This is a genomic window from Abyssogena phaseoliformis symbiont OG214 (assembly GCF_016592595.1).
Lineage (GTDB): Bacteria > Pseudomonadota > Gammaproteobacteria > PS1 > Pseudothioglobaceae > Ruthia.
The window spans coordinates 1-22,695 of record NZ_AP012977.1; the positions used below are offsets into that span (position 1 = coordinate 1).

At 36.9% G+C, this 22,695-nt stretch carries 19 protein-coding genes and 1 pseudogene; 10 read left to right on the top strand and 10 right to left on the bottom strand.

The window, feature by feature from the left end; all coding sequences use genetic code 11:
* The first annotated feature begins 40 nt into the window (after positions 1–40).
* From dnaA to chrA, 6 genes and pseudogenes are all read left to right on the top strand, one after another.
* Positions 41–1,342 carry a chromosomal replication initiator protein DnaA gene (dnaA, locus tag CVPH_RS00005; RefSeq protein WP_201341527.1) on the top strand — a complete coding sequence of 434 codons (1,302 nt, stop codon included), beginning with the start codon at positions 41–43 and terminating at the stop codon, positions 1,340–1,342.
* Positions 1,343–1,555: 213 nt separating this feature from the next.
* Complete coding sequence (gene dnaN / locus CVPH_RS00010; RefSeq protein ID WP_201341528.1) at positions 1,556–2,659, top strand: DNA polymerase III subunit beta; 1,104 nt, start codon at positions 1,556–1,558, stop codon at positions 2,657–2,659.
* Complete coding sequence (gene recF, locus CVPH_RS00015) at positions 2,616–3,758, top strand: DNA replication/repair protein RecF (protein WP_225879722.1); 1,143 nt, start codon at positions 2,616–2,618, stop codon at positions 3,756–3,758. The genes dnaN and recF overlap by 44 nt, the downstream gene beginning before the upstream one ends.
* 108 nt (positions 3,759–3,866) lie before the next feature.
* Positions 3,867–6,275: a DNA topoisomerase (ATP-hydrolyzing) subunit B gene (gyrB, locus tag CVPH_RS00020; RefSeq protein WP_201341529.1), complete on the top strand. Its 2,409-nt coding sequence runs from the start codon at positions 3,867–3,869 to the stop codon at positions 6,273–6,275.
* Positions 6,276–6,304: 29 nt separating this feature from the next.
* The gene (locus CVPH_RS00025) at positions 6,305–7,192 is read left to right on the top strand and encodes a phosphoribulokinase (protein ID WP_201341530.1); all 888 of its coding nucleotides are present in this window, start codon (positions 6,305–6,307) and stop codon (positions 7,190–7,192) included.
* A 55-nt stretch (positions 7,193–7,247) separates the two neighbouring features.
* Positions 7,248–8,516: pseudogene (gene chrA / locus CVPH_RS00030) on the top strand (chromate efflux transporter).
* Positions 8,517–8,628: 112 nt separating this feature from the next.
* Here the strand turns inward: chrA and CVPH_RS10910 are convergent.
* The 4 genes from CVPH_RS10910 to CVPH_RS00045 form a co-directional block, all read right to left on the bottom strand.
* Entirely contained in the window at positions 8,629–8,853 is a 225-nt protein-coding gene (locus CVPH_RS10910; RefSeq protein ID WP_342590439.1) for a hypothetical protein, read from the bottom strand.
* Between the two features lie 81 nt (positions 8,854–8,934).
* Positions 8,935–9,069, bottom strand: a complete 135-nt coding sequence (locus CVPH_RS10915) for a hypothetical protein (protein ID WP_342590440.1) — start codon at positions 9,067–9,069, stop codon at positions 8,935–8,937.
* 541 nt (positions 9,070–9,610) lie between these two features.
* A complete protein-coding gene (gene leuS / locus CVPH_RS00040; RefSeq protein WP_201341531.1) occupies positions 9,611–12,043 on the bottom strand; it encodes a leucine--tRNA ligase in 2,433 nt (810 codons plus the stop codon).
* Positions 12,040–13,017 (bottom strand): dihydroorotate dehydrogenase, encoded by a 978-nt coding sequence (locus CVPH_RS00045; protein WP_201341532.1) that lies wholly within the window; start codon positions 13,015–13,017, stop codon positions 12,040–12,042. Before CVPH_RS00045 ends, leuS begins: the two co-directional genes overlap by 4 nt.
* Before the next feature lie 39 nt (positions 13,018–13,056).
* On the opposite strand from CVPH_RS00045, the gene bioD reads away from it, so the two are divergent.
* Positions 13,057–13,698 carry a dethiobiotin synthase gene (gene bioD / locus CVPH_RS00050; RefSeq protein ID WP_201341533.1) on the top strand — a complete coding sequence of 214 codons (642 nt, stop codon included), beginning with the start codon at positions 13,057–13,059 and terminating at the stop codon, positions 13,696–13,698.
* On the opposite strand, the gene CVPH_RS00055 is transcribed toward bioD, so the two are convergent.
* The 6 genes from CVPH_RS00055 to CVPH_RS00080 form a co-directional block, all read right to left on the bottom strand.
* Positions 13,695–14,054, bottom strand: coding sequence for a ClpXP protease specificity-enhancing factor (locus CVPH_RS00055; RefSeq protein ID WP_225879723.1), 360 nt, complete (start codon positions 14,052–14,054; stop codon positions 13,695–13,697). The two genes, bioD and CVPH_RS00055, sit on opposite strands and share 4 nt — an antisense overlap.
* A 4-nt stretch (positions 14,055–14,058) precedes the next feature.
* Positions 14,059–14,688: a glutathione S-transferase N-terminal domain-containing protein gene (locus CVPH_RS00060; RefSeq protein ID WP_201341534.1), complete on the bottom strand. Its 630-nt coding sequence runs from the start codon at positions 14,686–14,688 to the stop codon at positions 14,059–14,061.
* A gap of 79 nt (positions 14,689–14,767) precedes the next feature.
* Entirely contained in the window at positions 14,768–15,637 is an 870-nt protein-coding gene (locus CVPH_RS00065; RefSeq protein WP_425353120.1) for a cytochrome c1, read from the bottom strand.
* Positions 15,638–16,861, bottom strand: a complete 1,224-nt coding sequence (locus CVPH_RS00070) for a cytochrome b (RefSeq protein ID WP_201341535.1) — start codon at positions 16,859–16,861, stop codon at positions 15,638–15,640.
* Positions 16,862–16,874: 13 nt separating this feature from the next.
* On the bottom strand, positions 16,875–17,471 hold the full coding sequence (gene petA / locus CVPH_RS00075) for a ubiquinol-cytochrome c reductase iron-sulfur subunit (RefSeq protein WP_201341536.1): 597 nt from the start codon (positions 17,469–17,471) through the stop codon (positions 16,875–16,877).
* Between the two features lie 104 nt (positions 17,472–17,575).
* A complete protein-coding gene (locus tag CVPH_RS00080) occupies positions 17,576–17,884 on the bottom strand; it encodes a hypothetical protein (protein WP_201341537.1) in 309 nt (102 codons plus the stop codon).
* Positions 17,885–17,937: 53 nt separating this feature from the next.
* Between CVPH_RS00080 and secA the strand changes: the two genes are divergently transcribed.
* The 3 genes from secA to pyrC are packed head-to-tail and all read left to right on the top strand — an operon-like array spanning position 17,938 to position 22,685.
* Positions 17,938–20,616, top strand: a complete 2,679-nt coding sequence (secA, locus tag CVPH_RS00085; RefSeq protein WP_201341539.1) for a preprotein translocase subunit SecA — start codon at positions 17,938–17,940, stop codon at positions 20,614–20,616.
* Entirely contained in the window at positions 20,609–21,667 is a 1,059-nt protein-coding gene (locus CVPH_RS00090; protein WP_201341540.1) for an anhydro-N-acetylmuramic acid kinase, read from the top strand. Before secA ends, CVPH_RS00090 begins: the two co-directional genes overlap by 8 nt.
* Positions 21,657–22,685 carry a dihydroorotase gene (gene pyrC / locus CVPH_RS00095; protein WP_201341541.1) on the top strand — a complete coding sequence of 343 codons (1,029 nt, stop codon included), beginning with the start codon at positions 21,657–21,659 and terminating at the stop codon, positions 22,683–22,685. Before CVPH_RS00090 ends, pyrC begins: the two co-directional genes overlap by 11 nt.
* The last annotated feature ends 10 nt before the right edge of the window (positions 22,686–22,695 follow it).

Below are 22,695 nucleotides of genomic sequence, written 5' to 3' on the forward strand. Positions count from 1 at the left end.
CACTTTAGTATATCATTACTTAATTTTAATTAAGCTTTATATGTCGCAAACTTGGTCACAATGTTTAAACACACTTAGAGACAACATCCCCCTTTCTCAATATAGTGTATGGATACAACCCTTAAAAGCACTTGAAAATAATAATACTTTATTTTTATTAGCACCCAATTCACAAGTGCTTAACTACATCAATAAGAACCTGAAAGTGCAAATCAAAAATGCGGTTGCGCAACACAACAAAAATCTAAAAATTTTTATCAGTATTGCAACCAATCAAAATTCACAAAACACCCAACAACACACCTCCCCTTTATTTAAAGACTACACATTTGATAATTTAGTACTGGGCAATGCCAACCAAATGGCCTATGGTGCAACCAAACAAATTGCTGAAAATATAAAAACCTCGCCCTACAATCCTTTTATTATTTATGGTGGTTCAGGGCTTGGAAAAACACACTTAATGCAAGCCGCTGGACACTTGGCAAAAGAGAAAAATCCAAATATTAAAATAATCTATGCGCCTTTAATGGACTTTGTTAGGAACATTACCTCCAGTCTGAGACACAATACCATTGAAAATATTAAAACTTTTTATCAGTCTGCTGACTTATTATTGGTTGATGATATCCATTTAATTGCAGGCAAAGAAAAATCTCAAGAAGAGTTTTTTCATATTTTTAATTTTCTATTCAGTGGTAAAAAGCAAATTATTTTTACCTGTGACCAACCACCTAAAAATATCAAATCGCTAGAAGATCGCTTAAAAACCAGATTTTCCCAAGGTTTAAACCTACAACTAACCCCGCCAGAATTAGAAATGCGCGCTGCTATTTTACTTAAAAAATCACAAAACAAAAGAATTAACATCAACTTAACAGAAGATACTGCTTTGTTTATTGCTGGCCATATTGCTTCTAATGTTAGAGACCTTGAAGGCGCACTTCTTAAGCTCAAAGCCTTTGTTGACTTTTCAAAAATAAATAATAATTTTATTTCCAAAGAAGTGATTGAAACAGCTTTAGGTGATTTAATCAAACCCCAAATTAAAAACATAGACATTAACGATATACAAAAAGAAGTGGCTAAACATTACGCTTTAACCATCTCGGATTTAAGCTCAAAATCCCGTAAACAACACATGGTACTTGCCAGACAAATGGCAATATTCATTTGCCATGAACTAAGCTCTTTATCACTGAGTAAAATTGGAAAACATTTTGGAAATCGAGATCATTCCACTGTTTTACATGCGATTAAAAAAATCAAAGAAAAACACCTAGAGAGCATTGAAATAAAGAATGATTACGAATTAATAAAATTAAAATTAGCCAACTTATAAACATGTCCACACCTAACTTATCCAACCAGCTGTTAACAACATTAATAACCTAGACACTTTACAAAATTTATGCACATATCCACATTTTTTTACATAAAATACTTAAATGTTATCAACAGACTAAAACTTTATTTTTAAAAGAAAAATAACCATTATTAACATAAAATAACCATACTAACAACAACAACAACTTCTTAATAAAAGGATTTTTTGATGAACACACAACTTACCGTTAAAGAACTACTTGAACCCTTACAAACAGTTATTAGTGTGATTGAGAGAAAACAAACATTACCCATCCTTTCCCATGTTCTTATCCAACTTAAAGATAATTTACTAACTTTAACCACAACAGACATGGAAATTGAAATAAGAACTTCTCAAGTTATAAAAACTCAAGAAGAAATTTCTTTTACAATTTATGCAAAAGATTTAATTAATATCATCAAAAAATTATCAGAAGATACCATAATTGAATTTATTATTGAAAGTTCTAAAATTTACATCAAAACTAATAAAAATTCGTTTGAGCTTAATACCTTTAATCATCAAGATTTCCCGTCATTACCAAAAATAGAAGACAGCGATGTCATTAAAATTAAACGGCATGTTTTAACAGATTTAATTAAAAACACTAGTTTTTCAATGGGTAATCAAGATATTAGAGCTTACTTAAACGGTTTATACTTTAAGGTTGATAAAAATAGTATCACCGTTGTTGCAACTGACGGTCATCGACTTTCTATTGGGGAAGTAAAACAAGTCAACAACTTATCCAATAGAAAAACAGTTATTTTACCAAGAAAAGCGGTACTTGAATTAACCAAGCTACTTAATAAAAATGGACATGAAGAAATTAACATCCATTTATCAGATAATTATTTTTATCTTATTAGCGATAATACGACCATTATTAGTCGACTAATTGATGGTAATTTCCCTAATTATTTACAAGTATTGCCCACAGATTTTCACAATACCATTATTATTGATCGCTTAGCTTTTTTAAATTCATTACAGCAAGCCTCAATTTTTGTTGAGGAACGAACTAAGGGTGTTAAATTGGTATTTAAGGATTCACAACTACACATTTTTTCACATTCCGAAAGAGGGCAAGCCAAAACACAAATCAGCACTAAAAATTTTGATAAAGAAATTGAAATCACATTTAACATTCACTACTTGATTTCAATTTTAGAAAAATTATACACCAATGAAATTAATATGGTAGTGCCTAACGGAGAAAACCAATCTTGTTTACTAAGTAGTATGAATGACAACATTTATCAATATGTTGTTATGCCTATGCGTATTTAGTATTATTAATCCCATGGCTTTTATTAATAAACTGTTTATTAATCAGTTTCGTAATCTTAATAATCAATTAATTAAACCTGGTAAAAATATTAATTTATATATTGCTGATAATGCTCAGGGAAAAACCAATTTAATTGAAGCTATTTATTATTTAGGCCATAATCGATCTTTTAAAACCAAAGTTATTAAAGAGCTAATCAATGTAGATAATGATAATTTTCAGCTCAACGCCATTACCGACACACATAGAATTAAATTAGAAAAATCCAGGAAGAAAACCATCATTAACATCAATCAACAACGATTGAAAAACACCAGTGAATTAGCGCAAATACTACCCATGCAAATTATGACACCCGACAAAGGCTTTATTGTTAACGGTACACCAAAAAACAAAAGATCCTACCTTGATTGGGGAGTGTTTCACGTGAAACCAACTGTTTCAAGTTATTTTAAAAATTATAATAAAGCCCTGAAAAATATTAATTCATTGCTTTTAAGCAAAAAAGTACAAGAGCTTGATTTTTGGTTTTTAGAAATTGCAAAAATATCCACTAAAATTAACCAAGCTAGAGTTGACTATATTAACCAACTTAAAAAAATCCACTCAAATGAAATATTACCTTTATTGTCTGAATTGTTTAACTCAGTTAAAACTTTTGACTATCAATTTAAATCAGGCTGGCCAAAAGAAGCTGATGCGTTAAATCATCAAAGTATTTATCAATATTTAACTCAAAACAAAGTTTTTTTATTAAAAACAAAGTATTTAAATTATGGGCCTCATAAAGCCAGTATTAAATTTTCACTTAATGCAAAAGAAGAGTTTTTATTATCTCGGGGTGAACAAAAAATCCTATCAATTATATTCTGGCTAACCCAGGTACTAATATTGGTTAAATCAGGTATTAACCCAATTGTACTTATTGATGATATTTCATCTGAATTAGACAAGAAAAAAATTAAAATAATACTGCACTATTTAAACACCTTGGATGTACAAACTTTTATAACGAATATTAATCATAATTTACCTTTGATTAAAGATGATAGTACAAATATTTTCCATATTAACAAAGGTGTTATCACGCCTTCATAATTTTATTATATCCCTTTAAATATAACAGCATAAACAACACCAAAAGCCATAAATAAATAGGATTTATCTGTTTGCATGGTATAATTACTTTATTTATTTCCAGTGCTTATGTCTGAAAAAAAATCACAAGAATATCAAGCCTCTAGTATTAAAGTTTTAAAAGGCTTAGACGCGGTTCGGAAACGTCCTGGTATGTATATTGGTGATACCAATGATGGCACTGGATTGCATCACATGGTGTTTGAAGTTGTTGATAATGCCATCGATGAAGCTTTGGCTGAACATTGTTCAAAAATTAACATTACTATTCACGAAGATCAATCAATTTCTGTCAGTGATGATGGTCGTGGTATTCCTGTTGATATTCATCCTGAAGAGGGAATATCTGCAGCAGAAGTAATTATGACCGTGCTCCATGCAGGGGGTAAATTTGACAATAATTCTTATAAAATATCAGGTGGATTGCATGGTGTAGGCGTTTCTGTTGTTAATGCACTGAGTGAATGGGTTGAGTTAACTGTGTACCGTAGTGGTGAAATTTACTTTCAACATTATGATATTGGTGTGCCCGATGAACCAATGAAAGTGATTGGAGAGTCAGACAAAACAGGTACAACTATTCACTTCAAACCCAGTGTTGATATTTTTGCAATTACTGAATTTAAATATGATATTTTAGCAAATCGTGTTCGTGAATTATCGTTCTTAAACTCAGGTGTTCATATTGAAATTGAAGAATTATCAACAGGCAAGAAAGATATTTTTAAATATGAAGGGGGTATTAAAGCATTCGTAGGGCATCTTAATAAAGCAAAAAATCCAATTCATAATGATATTATTACAATCAATGCGCAGCGTGATGGTATTGAAATTGATGTTGCATTGCAATGGTCTGATGCTTATCAGGAAAGTATTTATTGTTTCACAAACAACATTCCACAAAGAGATGGCGGCGCTCATTTAGCTGGTTTTAGAGGGGCATTAACCAGAACACTTAATAATTATATTGACAATTCTGGCATTGCTAAAAAGGAAAAAGCTTCAATTACGGGTGAGGATACTCGTGAAGGTCTAACAGCGATTATTAGCATTAAAGTGCCTGATCCAAAATTTTCATCACAAACTAAAGATAAATTAGTATCAAGTGAAGTGAGAGCCCCTGTTGAATCAGCACTGAACGAAAAACTGAGTGATTATTTATTAGAAAACCCAACAGAAGCAAAAATTATTATTGGGAAAATTTTAGACGCTTCACGTGCACGTAATGCAGCTCGGAAAGCAAGAGAGATGACCCGTCGTAAGGGGGTGCTTGATATCGCTGGTTTGCCGGGAAAATTGAGTGATTGCCAGACAAAAGATCCTGCTGAGAGTGAAATTTTCATAGTTGAGGGTGATTCTGCAGGTGGTTCTGCTAAACAAGGTCGTGATCGTCGTACGCAAGCCATTTTACCTCTTAAGGGAAAAATCTTAAATGTTGAGAAAGCACGCTTCGAAAAAATGCTATCTTCAGTAGAAGTGGGTACTTTAATTACCGCACTGGGTTGTGGTATTGGCAAAGAAGAGTACGATTTTACTAAATTGCGTTATCATAAAATTGTGATTATGACAGATGCAGATGTAGATGGTGCACACATTCGTACTCTGTTATTAACCTTTTTCTATCGTTATTTGCCAGAATTAATTGAAAATGGATATTTATATATTGCACAACCACCTTTATATAAAATCAAAAAAGGCAAACAAGAGCGTTATTTAAAAGATGATCAAGAATTAACCGATTATTTATTACAAGAAGCGGTTAATGATGCGTATTTATTTTTTTCAAAAGAAACGCCTGCTATCTCAGGTGTAGCATTAGAATCTTTGGTGAAAGAATATTATAAAATAAATATCATTATTGATAAATTATCTAAACGTTATAATTTAACTTTACTCAAAGCAATTGCAAGTTCAACACCTGTTGATGATTTAACCAACCAAAGAAATATGAACACTTGGTGTGTAAATTTAACTAAAAAATTAAATCAGGCCGTAACACCGGCACAAACACACACGGTTACTTTTAACGCTAATTCTAATGAAGTTGAATATATATTATGTGTATATGGAGTTGATACTGACTATATTACACTAAATGCAGCATTCTTTAATTCTCTTGATTATCAAGCTATTAAAGATTTTTATCAGAAAATTGAAAGTGGGATTACTCAAGAATCTTATGTTGAAAAGAAAGCCAAACAAGTTAAAGTTGATTGCTTTAGTCATGTGGTTGATTTTTTAATTGAAGATGCTAAAAAAGGTCAAAGTTTCCAAAGGTACAAGGGCTTGGGGGAAATGAACCCTGAACAACTTTGGGAAACTACTATGGATCCTGAACAAAGAACTTTGCTCAAAGTTAAGATTGAAGATGCCATTGTTGCTGATGAAGTTTTCTCCACCCTAATGGGTGATGAGGTCGAACCTAGAAGAAACTTTATTGAGGACAATGCCCTGTCAGTTGACAACTTAGATTTTTAATAAAAACCAATACAAATAAGGAGACAAGTATGTCAAATAAACATCCAGTTATTGTAGTGACAGGCTCATCGGGCGCTGGAACAACCTTTGTTAAACGTGCTTTTGAGCATATTTTTAGAAAAGAAAGTATTAATCCTTTGATTGTTGAGGGGGATAGTTATCACAAATATGATCGTACTTCAATGAAAGTAAATGTTAAAAAACAAGAGGATTTAGGTAATAATTTCTTTTCTCATTTTGGCCCTGATGCTAATTTATTTAACAAAATCGAACAAACTTTCAAAGATTATGGCGAAACAGGCAAATGTGATCGTCGTTATTATTTGCACTCTGAGGAAGAGGCCGCTGAACACAACCAACGTCTAAACACCGATTTAAACCCAGGCAAGTTTACCCCTTGGGAAGAAGTGGGTGGCGGCACAGATTTATTATTTTATGAAGGTTTGCATGGCACTGTAGTTACAGACGATGTAAATATGGCACAATATGGTGATTTAAAAATTGGCGTTGTACCCAGTGTTAATCTTGAATGGATTCAAAAAATTCATCGTGATAATGTGGAAAGAGGCTATTCAGCAGAAGAAACAGTCGATACCATTTTGCGTAGAATGCCAGATTATATTAACTATATAACACCACAATTCTCACAAACAGATATTAATTTCCAACGTGTGGCAACGGTAGATACTTCCAACCCTTTTATTGCTCGAGATATTCCAACACCAGATGAAAGTTTTGTAGTGATTCGCTTTAATGATTTAGACAAAACACCTGTTAATTTTGTGTACTTATGCAATATGATTAATGGCTCGTTTATGTCCAGACGCAATACTATCGTTGTTCCAGGTGGAAAAATGAGCTTAGCAATGGAAATTATTCTTTATCCAATTATTAAAAAAATGATTGAAAATAAGTAAGTTTTATTTTTAAGTAGATGCAAGCAACAAACATCCCTTTAAAGCCCAGTTTTTTATTTATTGGTTAAAATTGGATTTTATTAGTTTTGGTGGTCCTGTTGAGAAAATCTCTATGATGCACCAAGAACTGGTAGAAAAACGCCGCTGGATTTCTGAACATCGTTTTCTACACGCCCTTAACTACACCATGGTATTGCCAGGCCCTGAAGCCCAGCAATTAGCCACTTATATTGGCTGGCTAAATGTTTTGGGGGTGCGTGGTGGACTTGTCGCCGGTGTACTGTTTGTCTTGCCTTCTTTGTTTATTTTAAGCACATTAACTTGGATTTATTTAACCTACAGGCACACTTAACGAAGTTGCCGGTATTTTATATGGTATTAAGCCAGCAGTTACTGCTATTATTTTATTTGCTGCTTATCGTATTGGATCTAAAACCCTATCAAACAACATCCTAAGAGTACTCGCTGTGTTGGCATTTATTACAATCTTTGTATATTACAAATGCCTTTTCCTTATATCGTTGTGATTACTGCACTACTCGGCTATCTAGGCGCACAATTTTCACCAAATACCTTTAAAATTAGCATTCATCACGACGATGGTAAAAGCAGTTACGGCACAGCGTTGATTGATGATGACACGCCTATTCCTGAACATGCTAAGTTTAAATAGTCTTGTCTGTTAAGTTTTGCTGTAGTTGCTGTAGTTGGTGTAGTTGGTGTTGTTCTTGGTTTTTTAGTGATGAGTTTTTTTGGACAATAAAGTTCTGCATGATATGGGCGAGTTTTTTACCAAGGCAGCGTTCGTTACTTTTTGCGGGGCTTATGCAGTCTTGCCTTATATTTATCAAGGTGGGGTTGATCAGCACCACTGGCTAACCGCCACTCAGATGATGGACGATTTAGTACTTGGCAAAACCACGCCAGGTTCGTTGATTATAGTAGCGTGGCTTTATAAGCGCAACAGAAAAAGGAGGTCTTTAGCGCAGATTCAATGTTAATGGCAGGCTTTGCTGGTGCTTCAGTGGCAACTTTTTTCACTTTTTTACCCTTATTTTTATTTATTTTCTTAGGTGGGTCAGGGATTGAAGCCACACGCGGTGATTAAAAATTAAGCGCCAGTAAAACCGCCGCTGTGGTTGGTGTGATTGTGAATTTAGCTGTATTTTTTGCCCTTGCTATGCTGTATCAAAACCAGCAAATCGATTGGACTACTCTCGCCATTACTTTCACCGCATTCGTTGCACTATTCTGCTTTAAAATCAGTATTATGAGTGTTATCGCCACCAGTGCTATGATTGGTTTGAGCGTATCAATGTTTTAAAAAACAGTTAATTTTTATAGTTATATTTAACACAGACAACCAACCCGACCTAGAATATTTGAAATAGAGTAAACTTTAAAACAAATTTACTAGACGGGTTATCTCCACTCCGTTATACTCGAATCAATTCTAATAACGGCTCAAAAGAGTACATTGCACCTCGTCTACTAGAGGACTCCATAACAACTTTTATCAGGCCTGCATTTAATAATACTTTACTAAAACGCGCGGCATTTTGTGGAGAAATACCGCATTTTTTTGACAAGCCATTATTTTTAGAAACACCTCTCATAATATCAATATATAAATCCTTCTTTCCTTCTAAGTAGTGGCTCATATAAAAATGTGGCTGAGAAATTAAACCCAACGACTACAGCATGAGTGTAATTAACATTCTACCAATACGGCCGTTACCATCTTAGGGGTATAACGCTTCAAATTCAATGTGGGTAATAGCGACTTTAACTAATTGAATTTCTGAACTATTATCAATATAAGAAAATAAGTCATCTATACCTTGTTGTAAATGTTCAGGCGCTATTGGAGTAAACAATACATGAGTTTTAGTTTTGTCGCTCAGGTAATTTTGTTCTGTTTTTAATTTCCCGGGATTTTTATCAATTATTTGACCAAAAGACAGTAATACTTGGTGTGCAGAGCGCAGTAAAAAAATTGAAAATGTTTGTCCGTCCTCTATAGAGAGCTGAGTTTTGTTGAGTGCCCTTTGGTATAAAAGAGTTTCAACAACTTCATTTCTGACACGAATCGGGCCCGAATCTGAACTTTCAGCATCGTATTACAATATTTCATAAAGCAACTAGTCGTATCTTCCATTCCTGAAGTGAGTACCGCTTCTTGATTTCTCAGGGGTACAGACAGTATGGCGCTATTGTGTAAATTTTTAAGTATTTAGTCGTAACAAGACAATGTATCAGTAGCCCGTGTTAACGGTACAATGAGTTTTTCATAGCTTAATGTTGATGGGAATTTTTCATAATGATATGTAACAGAATCAGTTAAATTGATTGTCATCGTTTATTTCGACATACCAAAAAAATCGAATTTTACATCAATAAAATAGTTTTTATTTATTATTAACGAATAACAATATTAACCAACTTATTCGGCACCACAATCACTTTAATGACAGTTTTATTTTTGGTGAATTTAGTAATATTTTCATCTGCCAATGCTTGCGCTTCAACTTGTGCTTTATCGGCATCAGTGCCAAGCATCAGTTTTGCGCGTAGTTTACCGTTGACTTGCACGATGATTTGCACTTCGTCTTGAACCAGTGCTGATTTATCAACATTTGGCCATGGTTCATTGATAATTGCTTTTGTGTTACCTAATTTTTGCCATAAGTAGTGGCACAGATGTGGCGCAATTGGGCTTAGGGTTTTAAGTAGGATGTGGATAGATTCTTGGCGGAGCGCCATAGAAGTTTCGCTGGTATCCTTAAATTTTGATAAGGTGTTGCACAGTTCCATGAGTGCGGCAATAACGGTATTAAATAAATACCTACGGCTCATATCATCAGTAATTTTGTTAAGTGTTTGATGAGTCTTAAGGCGTATGTCTTTTTGAGTTTTGTCAAGATTTTTCAAAGTACCAATAGTATGATTTTCATGGTCTTGTATAAAGCCCCTAATCAAACGATAAACCTTGTTAATAAAGCGATGTGCGCCTTCTAGACCTGAATCACTCCATTCTAGGTCTTGGGTTGGTGGTGCGGCAAACAAGATGAATAGGCGCACTGTATCAGCACCATATTTTTCAATCATTTGTGCAGGGTCAACGGTATTGCCTTTGGATTTACTCATCTTGACGCCATCTTTAAGCACCATGCCTTGGGTGAGTAAGTTTTTAAACGGTTCGTCGTTTTTAATAAAACCCTCATCACGTAATAATTTATTAAAAAAGCGAGCATAAAGTAAGTGCAAAATTGCATGTTCAATACCGCCAATATATTGATCTACACCGCCATTAGCTAGCCAATAGTTGGCGCGCTCATCTAGAATTTTGTCGCTATTATCTTTGCAAGTATAGCGGGCAAAATACCAAGATGATTCAAAGAAAGTATCGAAAGTATCGGTTTCTCGTTGTGCTGCCTCGCCACATTTTGGGCAAGTGGTTTGATAAAATTCGGGCATTTTTTTAATCGGCGAGCCAACACCATCAAAACTCACCTCCTCAGGCAAGACAACAGGTAAGTCGGTCTCAGGCACTGCTACTACTCCGCAACTTGGGCAGTTGATGATGGGGATTGGGCAGCCCCAATAGCGTTGGCGTGATACGCCCCAATCACGTAGGCGGTAGTTGGTTTTTTTGCTACCTAGGTTTTTGTCTGTTAAGGTCTTGGCAATGCTGTTAAAGGCTTGGTTGGAGTCCATGCCGTTAAATTCACCTGAGTTAAACAACACGCCTTTGTCAATCATGGCGTTTTCATCAATGACTTGTTTGATGGCAATGCCGTATTTTTTGGCAAATTCATAATCCCGTTCATCATGTGCAGGTACACTCATAACTGCGCCTGTGCCGTAACCCATTAAGACAAAATTAGCAATCCAAATGGGCACGTCATCATTTGTGATTGGATGCGTGCATTTTAGTCCTGAATCAATGCCTTTTTTGTCCATGGTTTCCATTGCTGCTTCAGTGGTTTTCAGGGTTTTGCACTCGTCAATAAAGGCCTGTATTTGTGGGTTATTTTTACCTGCTTCAAACGCAAGCGGGTGTTCACTGGCGATAGTTAAATAAGTTACTCCCATCAGAGTGTCTGGGCGGGTGGTGTAGACTTCAAGTGTATCAGTGCCCTCTCTCGGGAAGGTGATTTCTAAGCCAACGGATTTGCCAATCCAGTTTTTTTGCATGGTTTTGACCGCGTCGGGCCAACCATCGAGTTTGTCTAAACCACTGAGTAATTCGTCGGCATAATCGGTGATACGCATAAACCATTGTGAGATTTCTTTTTTCTCAATCAGCGCATCAGAACGCCATCCATGACCATTAATCACCTGCTCATTTGCCAATACGGTTTGATCAACAGGGTCCCAATTGACAATGGCATTTTTCTTATACACCAAGCCTTTTTCAAATAGCTTAATGAATAACCATTGTTCCCAGCGATAATATTTTGGGTGACAAGTAGAAATTTCGCGCGACCAATCATAGCCAAAACCTAGTTGGCTTAACTGCTCTCTCATATAATCGATATTTTCATAAGTCCACTTGGCTGGCGGGACTTTGTTCTTTAATGCGGCATTTTCAGCTGGCAGGCCAAATCCATCCCAGCCAATCGGCTGCATGACATTTTTGCCCTGCATTTTTTGATAGCGAGAAATCACATCACCAATACTATAATTACGCACATGCCCCATGTGCAAACGCCCAGACGGATAGGGGAACATACTCAAACAGTAATATTTTTCTTTTGAAGTGTCTTCGCTAACTTCAAAAGATTTGTTTTCTTGCCAATATTTTTGTGCTTGAGCTTCAATTTGTTGAGCGTTATATTCTGAGTTCATAGAGTGTTTTTTTTATTGGCGTCAGTATTATTGGCTAATATGGAGGAATTGAGCTTTAATGCGCCTACTAAATCGCTAATACTACCCAAGTTGTTTTTATTTAAATATTCACTAATACCACCATTGATTTTATGACACACTAATGGGTCATAAAACATTGCCGTACCTATGCCAACAGTGGCAGCACCTGCGATGATGAATTCTATTGCATCATTTGCAGTGGTAATACCACCTTGACCAATAATGGGCACATTGTGATGTTTGCTGATTTGATAAACTTGATGTACCTTTAACAGAGCGATTGGTTTAATAGCAGGACCAGATAGACCACCTTGATTGTTACCAATGATTGGTTTTTTAGTTTTAGTATCAATGGACATGCCCATAAGCGTGTTAATCACTGCCAAACCGTCAGTACCTGCATCAATACAGCGTTGGGCGCTAAAAGCAATGTCAGTTTGGTTGGGCGATAATTTAGTAATGATAGGTTTAGTGGTATTTTTTCGGCAAATTTCTACGACTCGATACGACATATCTGGGTCATTGCCAAAAGCCACACCACCTTCTTTAACATTTGGACAAGAGATGTTAATTTCAATTGCATCAATATCTGTATTGTTAAAGCGTTTGGTAATTTCACCATATTCTTCAACGGATGAGCCAGAAATGTTAATGATAAAACGAGTTTCGGCTTTATCCAATTTTGGTAGGATATTGTTAATGACTACATCAGTGCCAGGATTTTGCAACCCAATGGCATTAATCATGCCACTAGGTGTTTCACATACTCGATGAGGGATATTGCCTAAACGTGGCTCTAGGGTTGTGCCTTTAAGACAAACTGCGCCCACATCAGCGTTAGAAAATCCATCAATACGTGTATATTCCTCACCAAAGCCAACACAGCCCGATAAAAGAACAATGGGCGAGTTTAACGAAAGCCCGCAGAACTGGGTTTTTAAGTTATTATGCATGGGTGGTATTATACATTTTTGCTGTTAAAATTATTATTTATGAAAGGATTATTCATTAGTGGCAGTGGCACCAATGTTGGTAAAACATTTATTGCTCAGCATTTGATTAGGTTATTAGCAAGTACTCGCAAGGTGAGTGTTAGAAAACCAGTTGAAAGTGATTGTGAAAATCAGAATGGGCGGTTGATACCAAAAGATGCCTTATTATTATCCAAGGCTTGCAATATTAATGAGCCAATTAACAAAGTATGTCGATATAAGTTTGAGGCGTGTAGTAGTGCGCAGATGGCAAGCCAAGCCTTGGGGTTAAAACTTACCCTAGATGATTTGGTTGATGCTTGCATGGCAGATGAGTTTGTTGTTGTTGAAGGGGCGGGCGGGTTGCTTTCTCCAATAGCAATACAAGCATTAAACAGTGATTTAATTCAAGTGCTTGATATGCCTGTAGTGCTGGTGATTAAAGATGTACTAGGTGCGGTCAATCAGGCGTTGCTCAGTATTAATGCGGCTCAACGTTATGGGCTTAATATAAGCATGTTGGTGTTGAATCAGATTCAACCTAATTTGTTAAAAAATGCACAAGAAATCGCTCAGTATACGGACATTGATATCAGTGTGTTTAATCAAGATGATTTAGCAGCATTTGAAAGCCAAGTTGAGAAAATTCTATTAGTAATTTAATCAAGCAGCGTTAAGTTTGGTTTTTTTTCTTCGGTTTTTTTAGTTTCAGTTTCAAAGAACATGCCTTCACCATTTTCACCCGCATAAATGCTAGCAACCGCATTGATAGGCACAAAGATATCAATTGATTTATTAGAAAACCTTGCTTTAAAACTAAGATTATCGTTATTAATCACTAAGTCATGAGTTGCGTTGCTGGCAATATTTAGAACAATTTTGTCCTGTTGAATGAATTGCTTTGGTACAACTACGCCTGAATAGGCGCAGTCAACCAATATATGGGGGGTCAGCTCAGCGTCTTCCATCCATGCGTGATAGGCTCTGATTAAGTAAGGCGCTACAGAAGGCATAGCCATTTTTTTAGTTATATTCTTTTTCGCAGTCGGTTAGGCTTGCTTTAAAGCTGTCCCTAGTAAAAAGTCTATTTGCATAATCTGTAACGGATTTTCCCGGTGCGCCCAGTTCAATACCAAGCTTTTTTAAACGCCATAATAAAGCACCTAGGCAGGCATCAACAATGGTCATATCGTTGCTTTTGAAGAAAGGTTTATAGGCAAACAAAGGCACTAATTCAATCAGATTGCTTTTTAGGATTTTGCGCGCCTCATTGGCGTCTTTCTTGCTACCTGATTCAATAATATTTACTAATTCAAACCAACAGCCAGGCGCTCTGGTAAATCTAAAGATAAGCAATCTTTTCTCCGATTTTTTAATCGGGTCTACAGGCAGTAATGGCGGGAACGGGAAGCGCTCATCAAGGTATTCCATCACCACCGAAAGGTCGTATAAAACAATCCCTCTATCAAACAAAGTAGGTAATGATTGGCACGGGTTAAGCTCTAGAATTTCTTCAGGAATTTCCTCAAGTGTTAAATTTAACACTTCTCTTTCAATATTTTTCTCAGCCATGATGAAGCGCACTGCATGGGACTCCATGTCTTGTGGTGAAGAATAAAGCGTTGTTGAAGCAGGATTAGGTTTTGTTAACATAATGATTACCTTTAAAAACAATAAAAACAGCGTCTTTAAAAACACTGTTATGTAGAGTGAACTTTACTTGTATTAGAAATTAATCTTTAGCGCGCCATTTACCGTATTTAACATCTTTCCAATATTCTTTTTTCAGTAAATAGGCAAAAATGAATAAGACAAACAAAAAGCCCAATACTTTAATACCAAGGTCAAATCGTACTAGCTTAGCTGGCTCACCAACATAGTCTAGGAAGTTGGTAATATCTCTGATATCTTGATCAAATTCTTTGCTAGATTTGTCTTGTTTTAACTGCCATAGAACATCTGGCATGGAGGCGTTTTCTAGCACATGATTGTTTACACCAAACACACGCGAATCGTCTTTATAAAACCCACGTAAGTAGGTGTATATCCAATCTACGCCTTTTGAACGCGATACTAAAGATAAGTCTGGATTGTTGCCAAACCATTGGTTAGCATCAGAAACAGACATGGCTAAAGTGATTAGTGAGCCTACTTTTTCATCGGTGAATATTAGATTTTTTTCCACCTCTTTATCAGTCGCTTTTATTAAATTTTCTTCAATTTCTTCTTTAGAAATTTTTGTAAAAAAACTTTTAGCCTGGTCAAGGCTAGTGATTTCATTATCAAATGCCCTTGAAAGAGCTGCAAGGTCGTTATGTTCTAGCGATTGATTATTTATCACAGCTGCTTTTGCTTTCTCATAAGTAGCAATGATACCATCTAAAAATAAGTCCTTTCCAATGCGATTGTAGCGCATAAATTGGATTGAATGGCAGCCAGAGCAGTAATTCATAAATAATTTTGCACCTCTTTGCAACGATTTTTTATCATTAATGTCAGTATTAGCATGGTCTAGATGAACCTCAGTTGATGCAAAGACATTAAAAGAGAAAGTTAAAATTGCGACTGTTATTAGTGCTGCGTGTAATTGTTTTTTCATCATTTACTCCGTTACTCTTGTTGGCACTGGTTTGGTTTTTCCAATGGAAGTAAACCAAGGCATTAAGATAAAGAACCCAAAATAAGTAACTGTAAACACTCTTGCTAAGAGTGCATTAATTGGTGTTACTGGCTGCATACCTAAGTAGCCAAGCACAACAAAACTAATCACAAAAACCCCTAGGGCAACTTTATAAGGCCATGAACGATAGCGGATTGATTTCACGCTAGATCTGTCCAACCATGGCAGTGCAATTAAAATTAATAGTGCTGCAAACATACCAACAACGCCTGGGAATTGTGAACCAAACATAGGTGGAATAGCCCTTAATACTGAATAAAAAGGTGTTAAGTACCAAAGTGGTGCAATATGACTAGGTGTTTTAAGTGGATTTGCTTCAACAAAGTTGGTATTTTCTAAGAAATAGCCGTTCATTGCTGGGGCGAAAAATACAACAGCTGAGAAAATCATTAAAAATACCACCACGCCTACAATATCCTTAACACTATAATATGGATGAAACGGAATGCCGTCTTTAGGAATACCATTTTTATCTTTATTTTGCTTGATTTCTATCCCGTCTGGATTGTTTGAGCCTATTGTGTGTAATGCCACAATGTGCAAAAACACCAAAATAACTAAAATCAACGGTAAAGCAATCACGTGTAATGAGAAGAAACGATTTAGAGCAGGGTCGCCAACTGCATAGTCACCTAAAATGAAGGTTAGGATGTCTGGACCAAATACAGGCACTGAGCCAAATAGTGAGATAATAACTTGTGCGCCCCAATATGACATTTGTCCCCATGGTAATACGTAGCCCATAAAGGCTTCTGCCATTAATGCAATATATAGTACCATGCCTAAAATCCAAATCAGCTCACGTGGGGCTTTGTATGAGCCATAAAGTAAACCACGATACATGTGCAAATAAATAACAATGAAAAAAGCAGAGGCACCTGTTGAGTGTAGGTAGCGAATAAGCCAACCCCAGTCAACATCACGCATAATGTATTCAACTGAGGCAAAGGCATGTGCTGCATCAGGCTTAAAGTGCATGGTTAAGAAAATGCCAGTTACGATCTGCATGACTAATACCAACATGGCTAATGAGCCAAAAAAATACCAGAAATTAAAATTTCTAGGGGTGTAATATTCTGCTAAATGCTCGTTCCAAACCTTGGTTAGTGGGAATCTTTGATCAATCCAATTTTTGTTGTTATCCATCCTATTCTCCTGGTTATGCTTTTGGGTCAACGCCAATTCGAATGAGAGAATCAGCGACAAAATGATAAGGCGGAATGACCAAGTTTGTTGGTGCTGGAACGCCCGCATAAACTCTGCCTGCTAAGTCAAACTTAGAACCATGGCAAGGACAGTAAAAACCACCTTTCCATGAGGCTCCACCAAGATCGGCAGCGCCCAGTTCGGGTCGATAAGTTGGCGAGCAGCCTAAGTGGGTGCAAACACCAACAATAACGGCAATATCAGGATTGATTGAGCGATAAAGATTTTTAGCGTATTCTGGCTGTTGAGAGAGCTCATTACTATCAGGGTCGGTTAAGACGCTGTCCAGCGTATTTAAATTTTCAATGGTTGTTTTGTCACGCTTAAAAATCCAAACGGGTTTTTTCCGCCACAGAACCCTAACCAACTGTCCATTGTCTAACTTGCTAATATCAACATCAACGGGTGCACCAGCGGCTTTTGCTCTTGCTGAAGGCATCCATGATGATAAAAATGGCACCAACACAAAACCAACACCTACTGCACCAACCATGCTTGTAGCACCTGTTAAAAAGCGTCTTTTCTTTAAGTCTATCTCTTGTTCTGACATAGGGTTACAATCCTTTATTTTAAATATTCGAAATAAAATCTAATTTTAAACCCCAATTATTATAATGTATATCAGCTTTATGTAATAGATAATTGTTATGGGCTCTATTTGTTGATATTAATTTTTATTTCTACGTGTGTTATGGATTCAAGCATTGGTATTTGTGTCAAAAGTTCTAGTAATACCACTAATTGCTTTTGAGCCCTAAAGGCAATGGCTTGATTGTGAGTTATTAATATTGCTGTATTGTCCTTAATTAAACACAACTCAAGTGGCTTTAATGTGCTTGGTAAAAGCTTAGCCAGCTCAATGTTGATTTGGTTATAAGCTTTTGCTTGGGTAAATAGCTGTCCAAGTTGACCACCACTGGGCGCAAAACTTGCAAGATTTGTTAGGGTTTTATACTGACACATTAATATATCTGTGAGAAAATAGGTTTTTTAAATTAATTTAAATATATTCTAATATGAGTATTATAAATAAAGTTTTATCAAAGATTGTTGGATCTAGAAATGATCGACTCATTAAAGCAGTATACAAAACTATTGGTCAAATTACTGAATTAGAACCAAACATGCAGGCACTTAGTGATGAGCAACTTAAGTCTAAAACTCAAGAATTTAAAGACAGAATTAACAACCAAGAGCCCCTAGATTCAATTCTTGTTGAGGCATTTGCCGTAATTCGCGAAGCATCAACACGAGTATTAGGTCTTAGACACCATGATGTGCAACTTATTGGTGGCATGGTGCTTAATGATGGCAACATCGCAGAGATGGGCACAGGCGAAGGTAAAACTTTAGTGGCAACTTTGCCAGCCTATCTTAATGCGCTTAGCGGCAAAGGCGTACACATAGTCACTGTGAATGATTACTTAGCAACTCGTGATGCGCAGTGGATGGGCAAGGTGTTTGATTTTTTAGGCATGAACGTAGGCATTATTACCTCAAATATGGCACATGAAGACAAACAAGCCGCCTATCTGTGTGACATTGCTTATGCAACTAATAATGAGCTGGGTTTTGATTATCTTCGTGACAATATGGCATTTACTTCTGAGCAAAAAGTGCAACGTGTGCTTAATTTTGCCATTGTGGACGAGGTGGATTCGATTTTAATTGATGAAGCTAGAACGCCTTTGATTATTTCTGGTCCAGTGGATGATTATGCGCAAATTTATCAGGCCATTAATCACATGATTCCTAATTTTACCAAGCAAACAGAAAGCGGTGAAGGTAAGGAAATAGTCATTGAAGTGGTAGGTGATTACACTGTTGATGAAAAGCACAAGCAAGTGTTTTTGACTGATGATGGCCACGGCAAAGCCGAACGTCTATTAATTGATGCTGATGCTTTGCCAGAGGGCGCCAGTCTTTATGATGCGAGTAATATTTTGCTAATGCAGCATATTAATTCAGCATTACGTGCACATATTTTATTCCAAAAAGATGTGGACTATATTGTGCAAGATGACGAGGTTGTGATTGTTGATGAATTTACTGGCAGGACTATGCCAGGTCGTCGTTGGTCAGAAGGACTACATCAGGCTATTGAAGCCAAAGAAGGGGTAAGCATTAAAAAGGAAAACCAAACGCTCGCCTCAATTACTTTCCAAAACTATTTTAGGCTTTATACAACACTTTCAGGTATGACAGGCACTGCTGATACTGAAGCGGTAGAATTTCAAGATATTTATGGGTTAGAAACCGTAGTTGTTCCACCTAACAAGCCGTCTGCGCGTGTAGACAAATCAGATCAAATTTATTTAACAACGCAAGAAAAGTTTGAAGCCATTGCCCTTGATGTTGCTAATTGTCAGCAAACTGGACAGCCAGTTTTGGTGGGCACTAGTAGTATTGAAAATTCAGAATTAATTTCCGCTTTATTAGAAAAAAACAACATTAAACACGAAGTTTTAAATGCCAAACAGCACGAACGAGAGGCAATTATTATTGCTAATGCTGGAAGTATTGGTGCAGTGACCATTGCGACTAATATGGCGGGTCGAGGTACGGATATTGTACTCGGCGGTAAATTACCTGAAGAGGCAACGGATAAGCAAAAAGTTGATTGGCAAATTCAGCACGACGACGTTATTAAAGCAGGTGGTTTGCATATTGTGGGCACAGAACGTAACGAGTCACGCCGAGTGGATAATCAACTACGTGGTCGTGCTGCGCGTCAGGGCGATGTAGGCTCAACGCGTTTTTATTTGTCGCTAGAAGATAATTTAATGCGTATTTTTGCCAGCAAAAAAATGGCCCTCACGATGCAAAGATTGGGCATGAAAAAAGGTGAGGCGATTGAGCATAAAATAGTCAATCGAGCCATTGAAAATGCCCAAAGAAAAGTAGAAGGTATGAACTACGATGCACGTAAACACCTTTTAGAATATGATGATGTTGCTAACGATCAAAGAAAAGTTATCTATCAGTTGCGTGATGATTTGATGAGTGTAAGCGATGTCCAAGACCGTTTTATCAGTATTAGAGAAAAAGTCATTGAGCAGCTTTTTGCAGACTATATTTCAGCCGAATTGATGGAAGAGGATTGGGATGTTGAAGGCTTACATAATGCACTAAAATCAGACTATTCGGCCGATTTTCCATTACAACAATGGCTTGATGAAGGTATTGATATTGATGAGTTGCAATCAAGAATTATCCAAGGGCTCGGCACAATTTATGACCACAAAGAAGACATGGTTGGCACTGAGCCCATGCGTGAATTTGAAAAAGCAGTTATGTTGCAAACCCTTGGTCACTATTGGAAAGAGCATTTAGCAGCCATGGATTATTTACGCCAAAGTGTTAATCTACGTGGCTACGCACAAAAGAATCCAACACAAGAATATAAGCGCGAATCGTTTGTCATGTTTACCTCGCTGTTAGACACCATTAATATTGAAATTGTTAAATCTCTATCAAGTGTCACTATTAATGAAAATACCGATGCCTCAGATGTTGAACAGCAAAACAATGAAGGTACGCAGGCTCAGCATGAAGAAGTTGGAACGCTGGGTATTGATGATGCCGAAGTAGAAGCCGCTCAACAAAATACATACCAAAGAGAAGAGAAAAAAGTAGGGCGAAACGACCCCTGTCCTTGTGGCTCAGGTAAAAAATATAAAAAGTGTCATGGCTAACTATATCGGCTTAATGTCAGGTACCAGTCTTGATGGCGTTGATGGCGTTATTATCAATAAGACGGGTAGGGAAATACTAACCCAAGCCTATCTACCCTACTCTGATAAGCTAAAGCAAAGCTTATTAGAGCTTACCCAAAGCTCAAAAACCTCTCTAGAAAATCTGGCTAATATTGACATTCAAGTGGCGAGTTACTTTGCTGACACAGTACATTTATTATTGAAACAATCAGGGCTTGAAGCAAAGAATATCAAAGCAATCGGCTCACACGGGCAAAGCATTTTCCACCAAGGCGGCAAGTACTCAATGCAAATTGGCCACGGCGCATTGATTGCTGAGCAAACGAGCATTACCACAGTGGCTGATTTTCGTATGCAAGATGTGGCTGCTGGCGGGCAAGGTGCGCCACTCACACCGCTTTATCATCAGCATATGCTTAATGTCAAAGACGGCGTTATTATTAATTTGGGCGGCATCGCTAATATCACCCACAGCTTTAATGGCGAGGTAATTGGGTTTGACACAGGTCCTGCCAATACATTACTAGACAACTGGATAAAAAATAACAAAGGATTAGAATACGATCGGGATGGCGTTTGGTCGCGTTCTGGACGAGTGAATCAATCTTTATTAAACTCAATGCTTGCAGATGATTATTTCCATCAAGAGCACCCCAAAAGCACAGGTCCAGAATATTTTAATTTAGACTGGTTGTCGCAACATCTAAACGGCACTGAACCATCTGAAGATGTGCAAAGAACGCTGATAGAACTCACAGTAATGAGCGTTTCTGCAAACATTCCCTTAGGTTCAGATGTATATTTGTGTGGTGGCGGTGTACACAATTTATTTTTGTTTGAGCGTTTGGCTTGTCAAAATCCTGATAGCAAAGTTACATTAACTAATGATTTGGGCGTATTTGTGGATTATGTAGAAGCTGCTGCATTTGGTTTTTTTGCCCAACGAACTTTAGCAGGTTTGTCGTCAAATTTGCCGTCAGTAACAGGCGCTAAGAGCGAAAGGGTATTAGGAGCAATTTATGCAATTTAAAATGATTCAGCCGGATGACTGGCATTTACACGTGCGCTCAGGCGTAGCACTAAAATCAATTATTGGCATGACGGCGACGCAAATGGGCAGAGCAATTATTATGCCTAATTTAAATCCACCTGTGACTAATGCTACTCAAGCGCGTACTTATAAAGAAGAAATTTTATCTGCTTTGCCAAAAGGCAGCAAATTTAACCCATTGATGGTCTTATATTTGACCGACAACACCACGCCTAAAGACATTCAAGAGGCGGTTGATAATAGCGTTGTAGCAGCTAAGTTGTATCCTGCAGGGGCAACGATCAACTCAGATAGCGGCGTGACTGATATTGACAAACTACATCCAACGCTGGAGAGTATGCAAAAATTAGGCATGCCACTTTTGGTGCATGGTGAAGTAACGCGTAGCAAGGTGGATATTTTCGACCGCGAAGCGGTGTTTATTGATGAGGTGCTGACTCAAGTAGTGAGTGATTTTCCTGAGTTGAAAGTCGTGTTTGAACACATTACCACTAAAGACGCCGTTGATTTTGTTTTGGCGAGCCATCATAAAATAGCAGCAACCATTACACCGCACCATCTTTTGGCCAATAGGAATGATATGTTGGTAGGCGGTATCAAGCCACATTACTTTTGTTTACCAGTCTTAAAGCGTAAAAATCCGCATCAATTGGCACTATTAGACGCTGTAACCAGTGGCAATACTAAGTTTTTCTTAGGCACTGATTCTGCACCACATGCTAAAACAGATAAAGAGTCTGCCTGCGGTTGTGCTGGCATCTTTACCGCACATTGCGCCATTGAACTTTATGCGACGGTTTTTGAACACCAAAATGCACTAGATAAGTTAGAAGGGTTTGCCTCAAAATTTGGTTCAGATTTTTACAACCTGCCTCATAATACACAGACCATTACACTCAAAAAGCAAGATTGGACTGTGCCAGCAAGCTATCCTTTTGCACATAGCGATATTGTGCCATTTATGGCAACCAAAACACTCAGTTGGAAACTTATTTAAAGTAAGGACA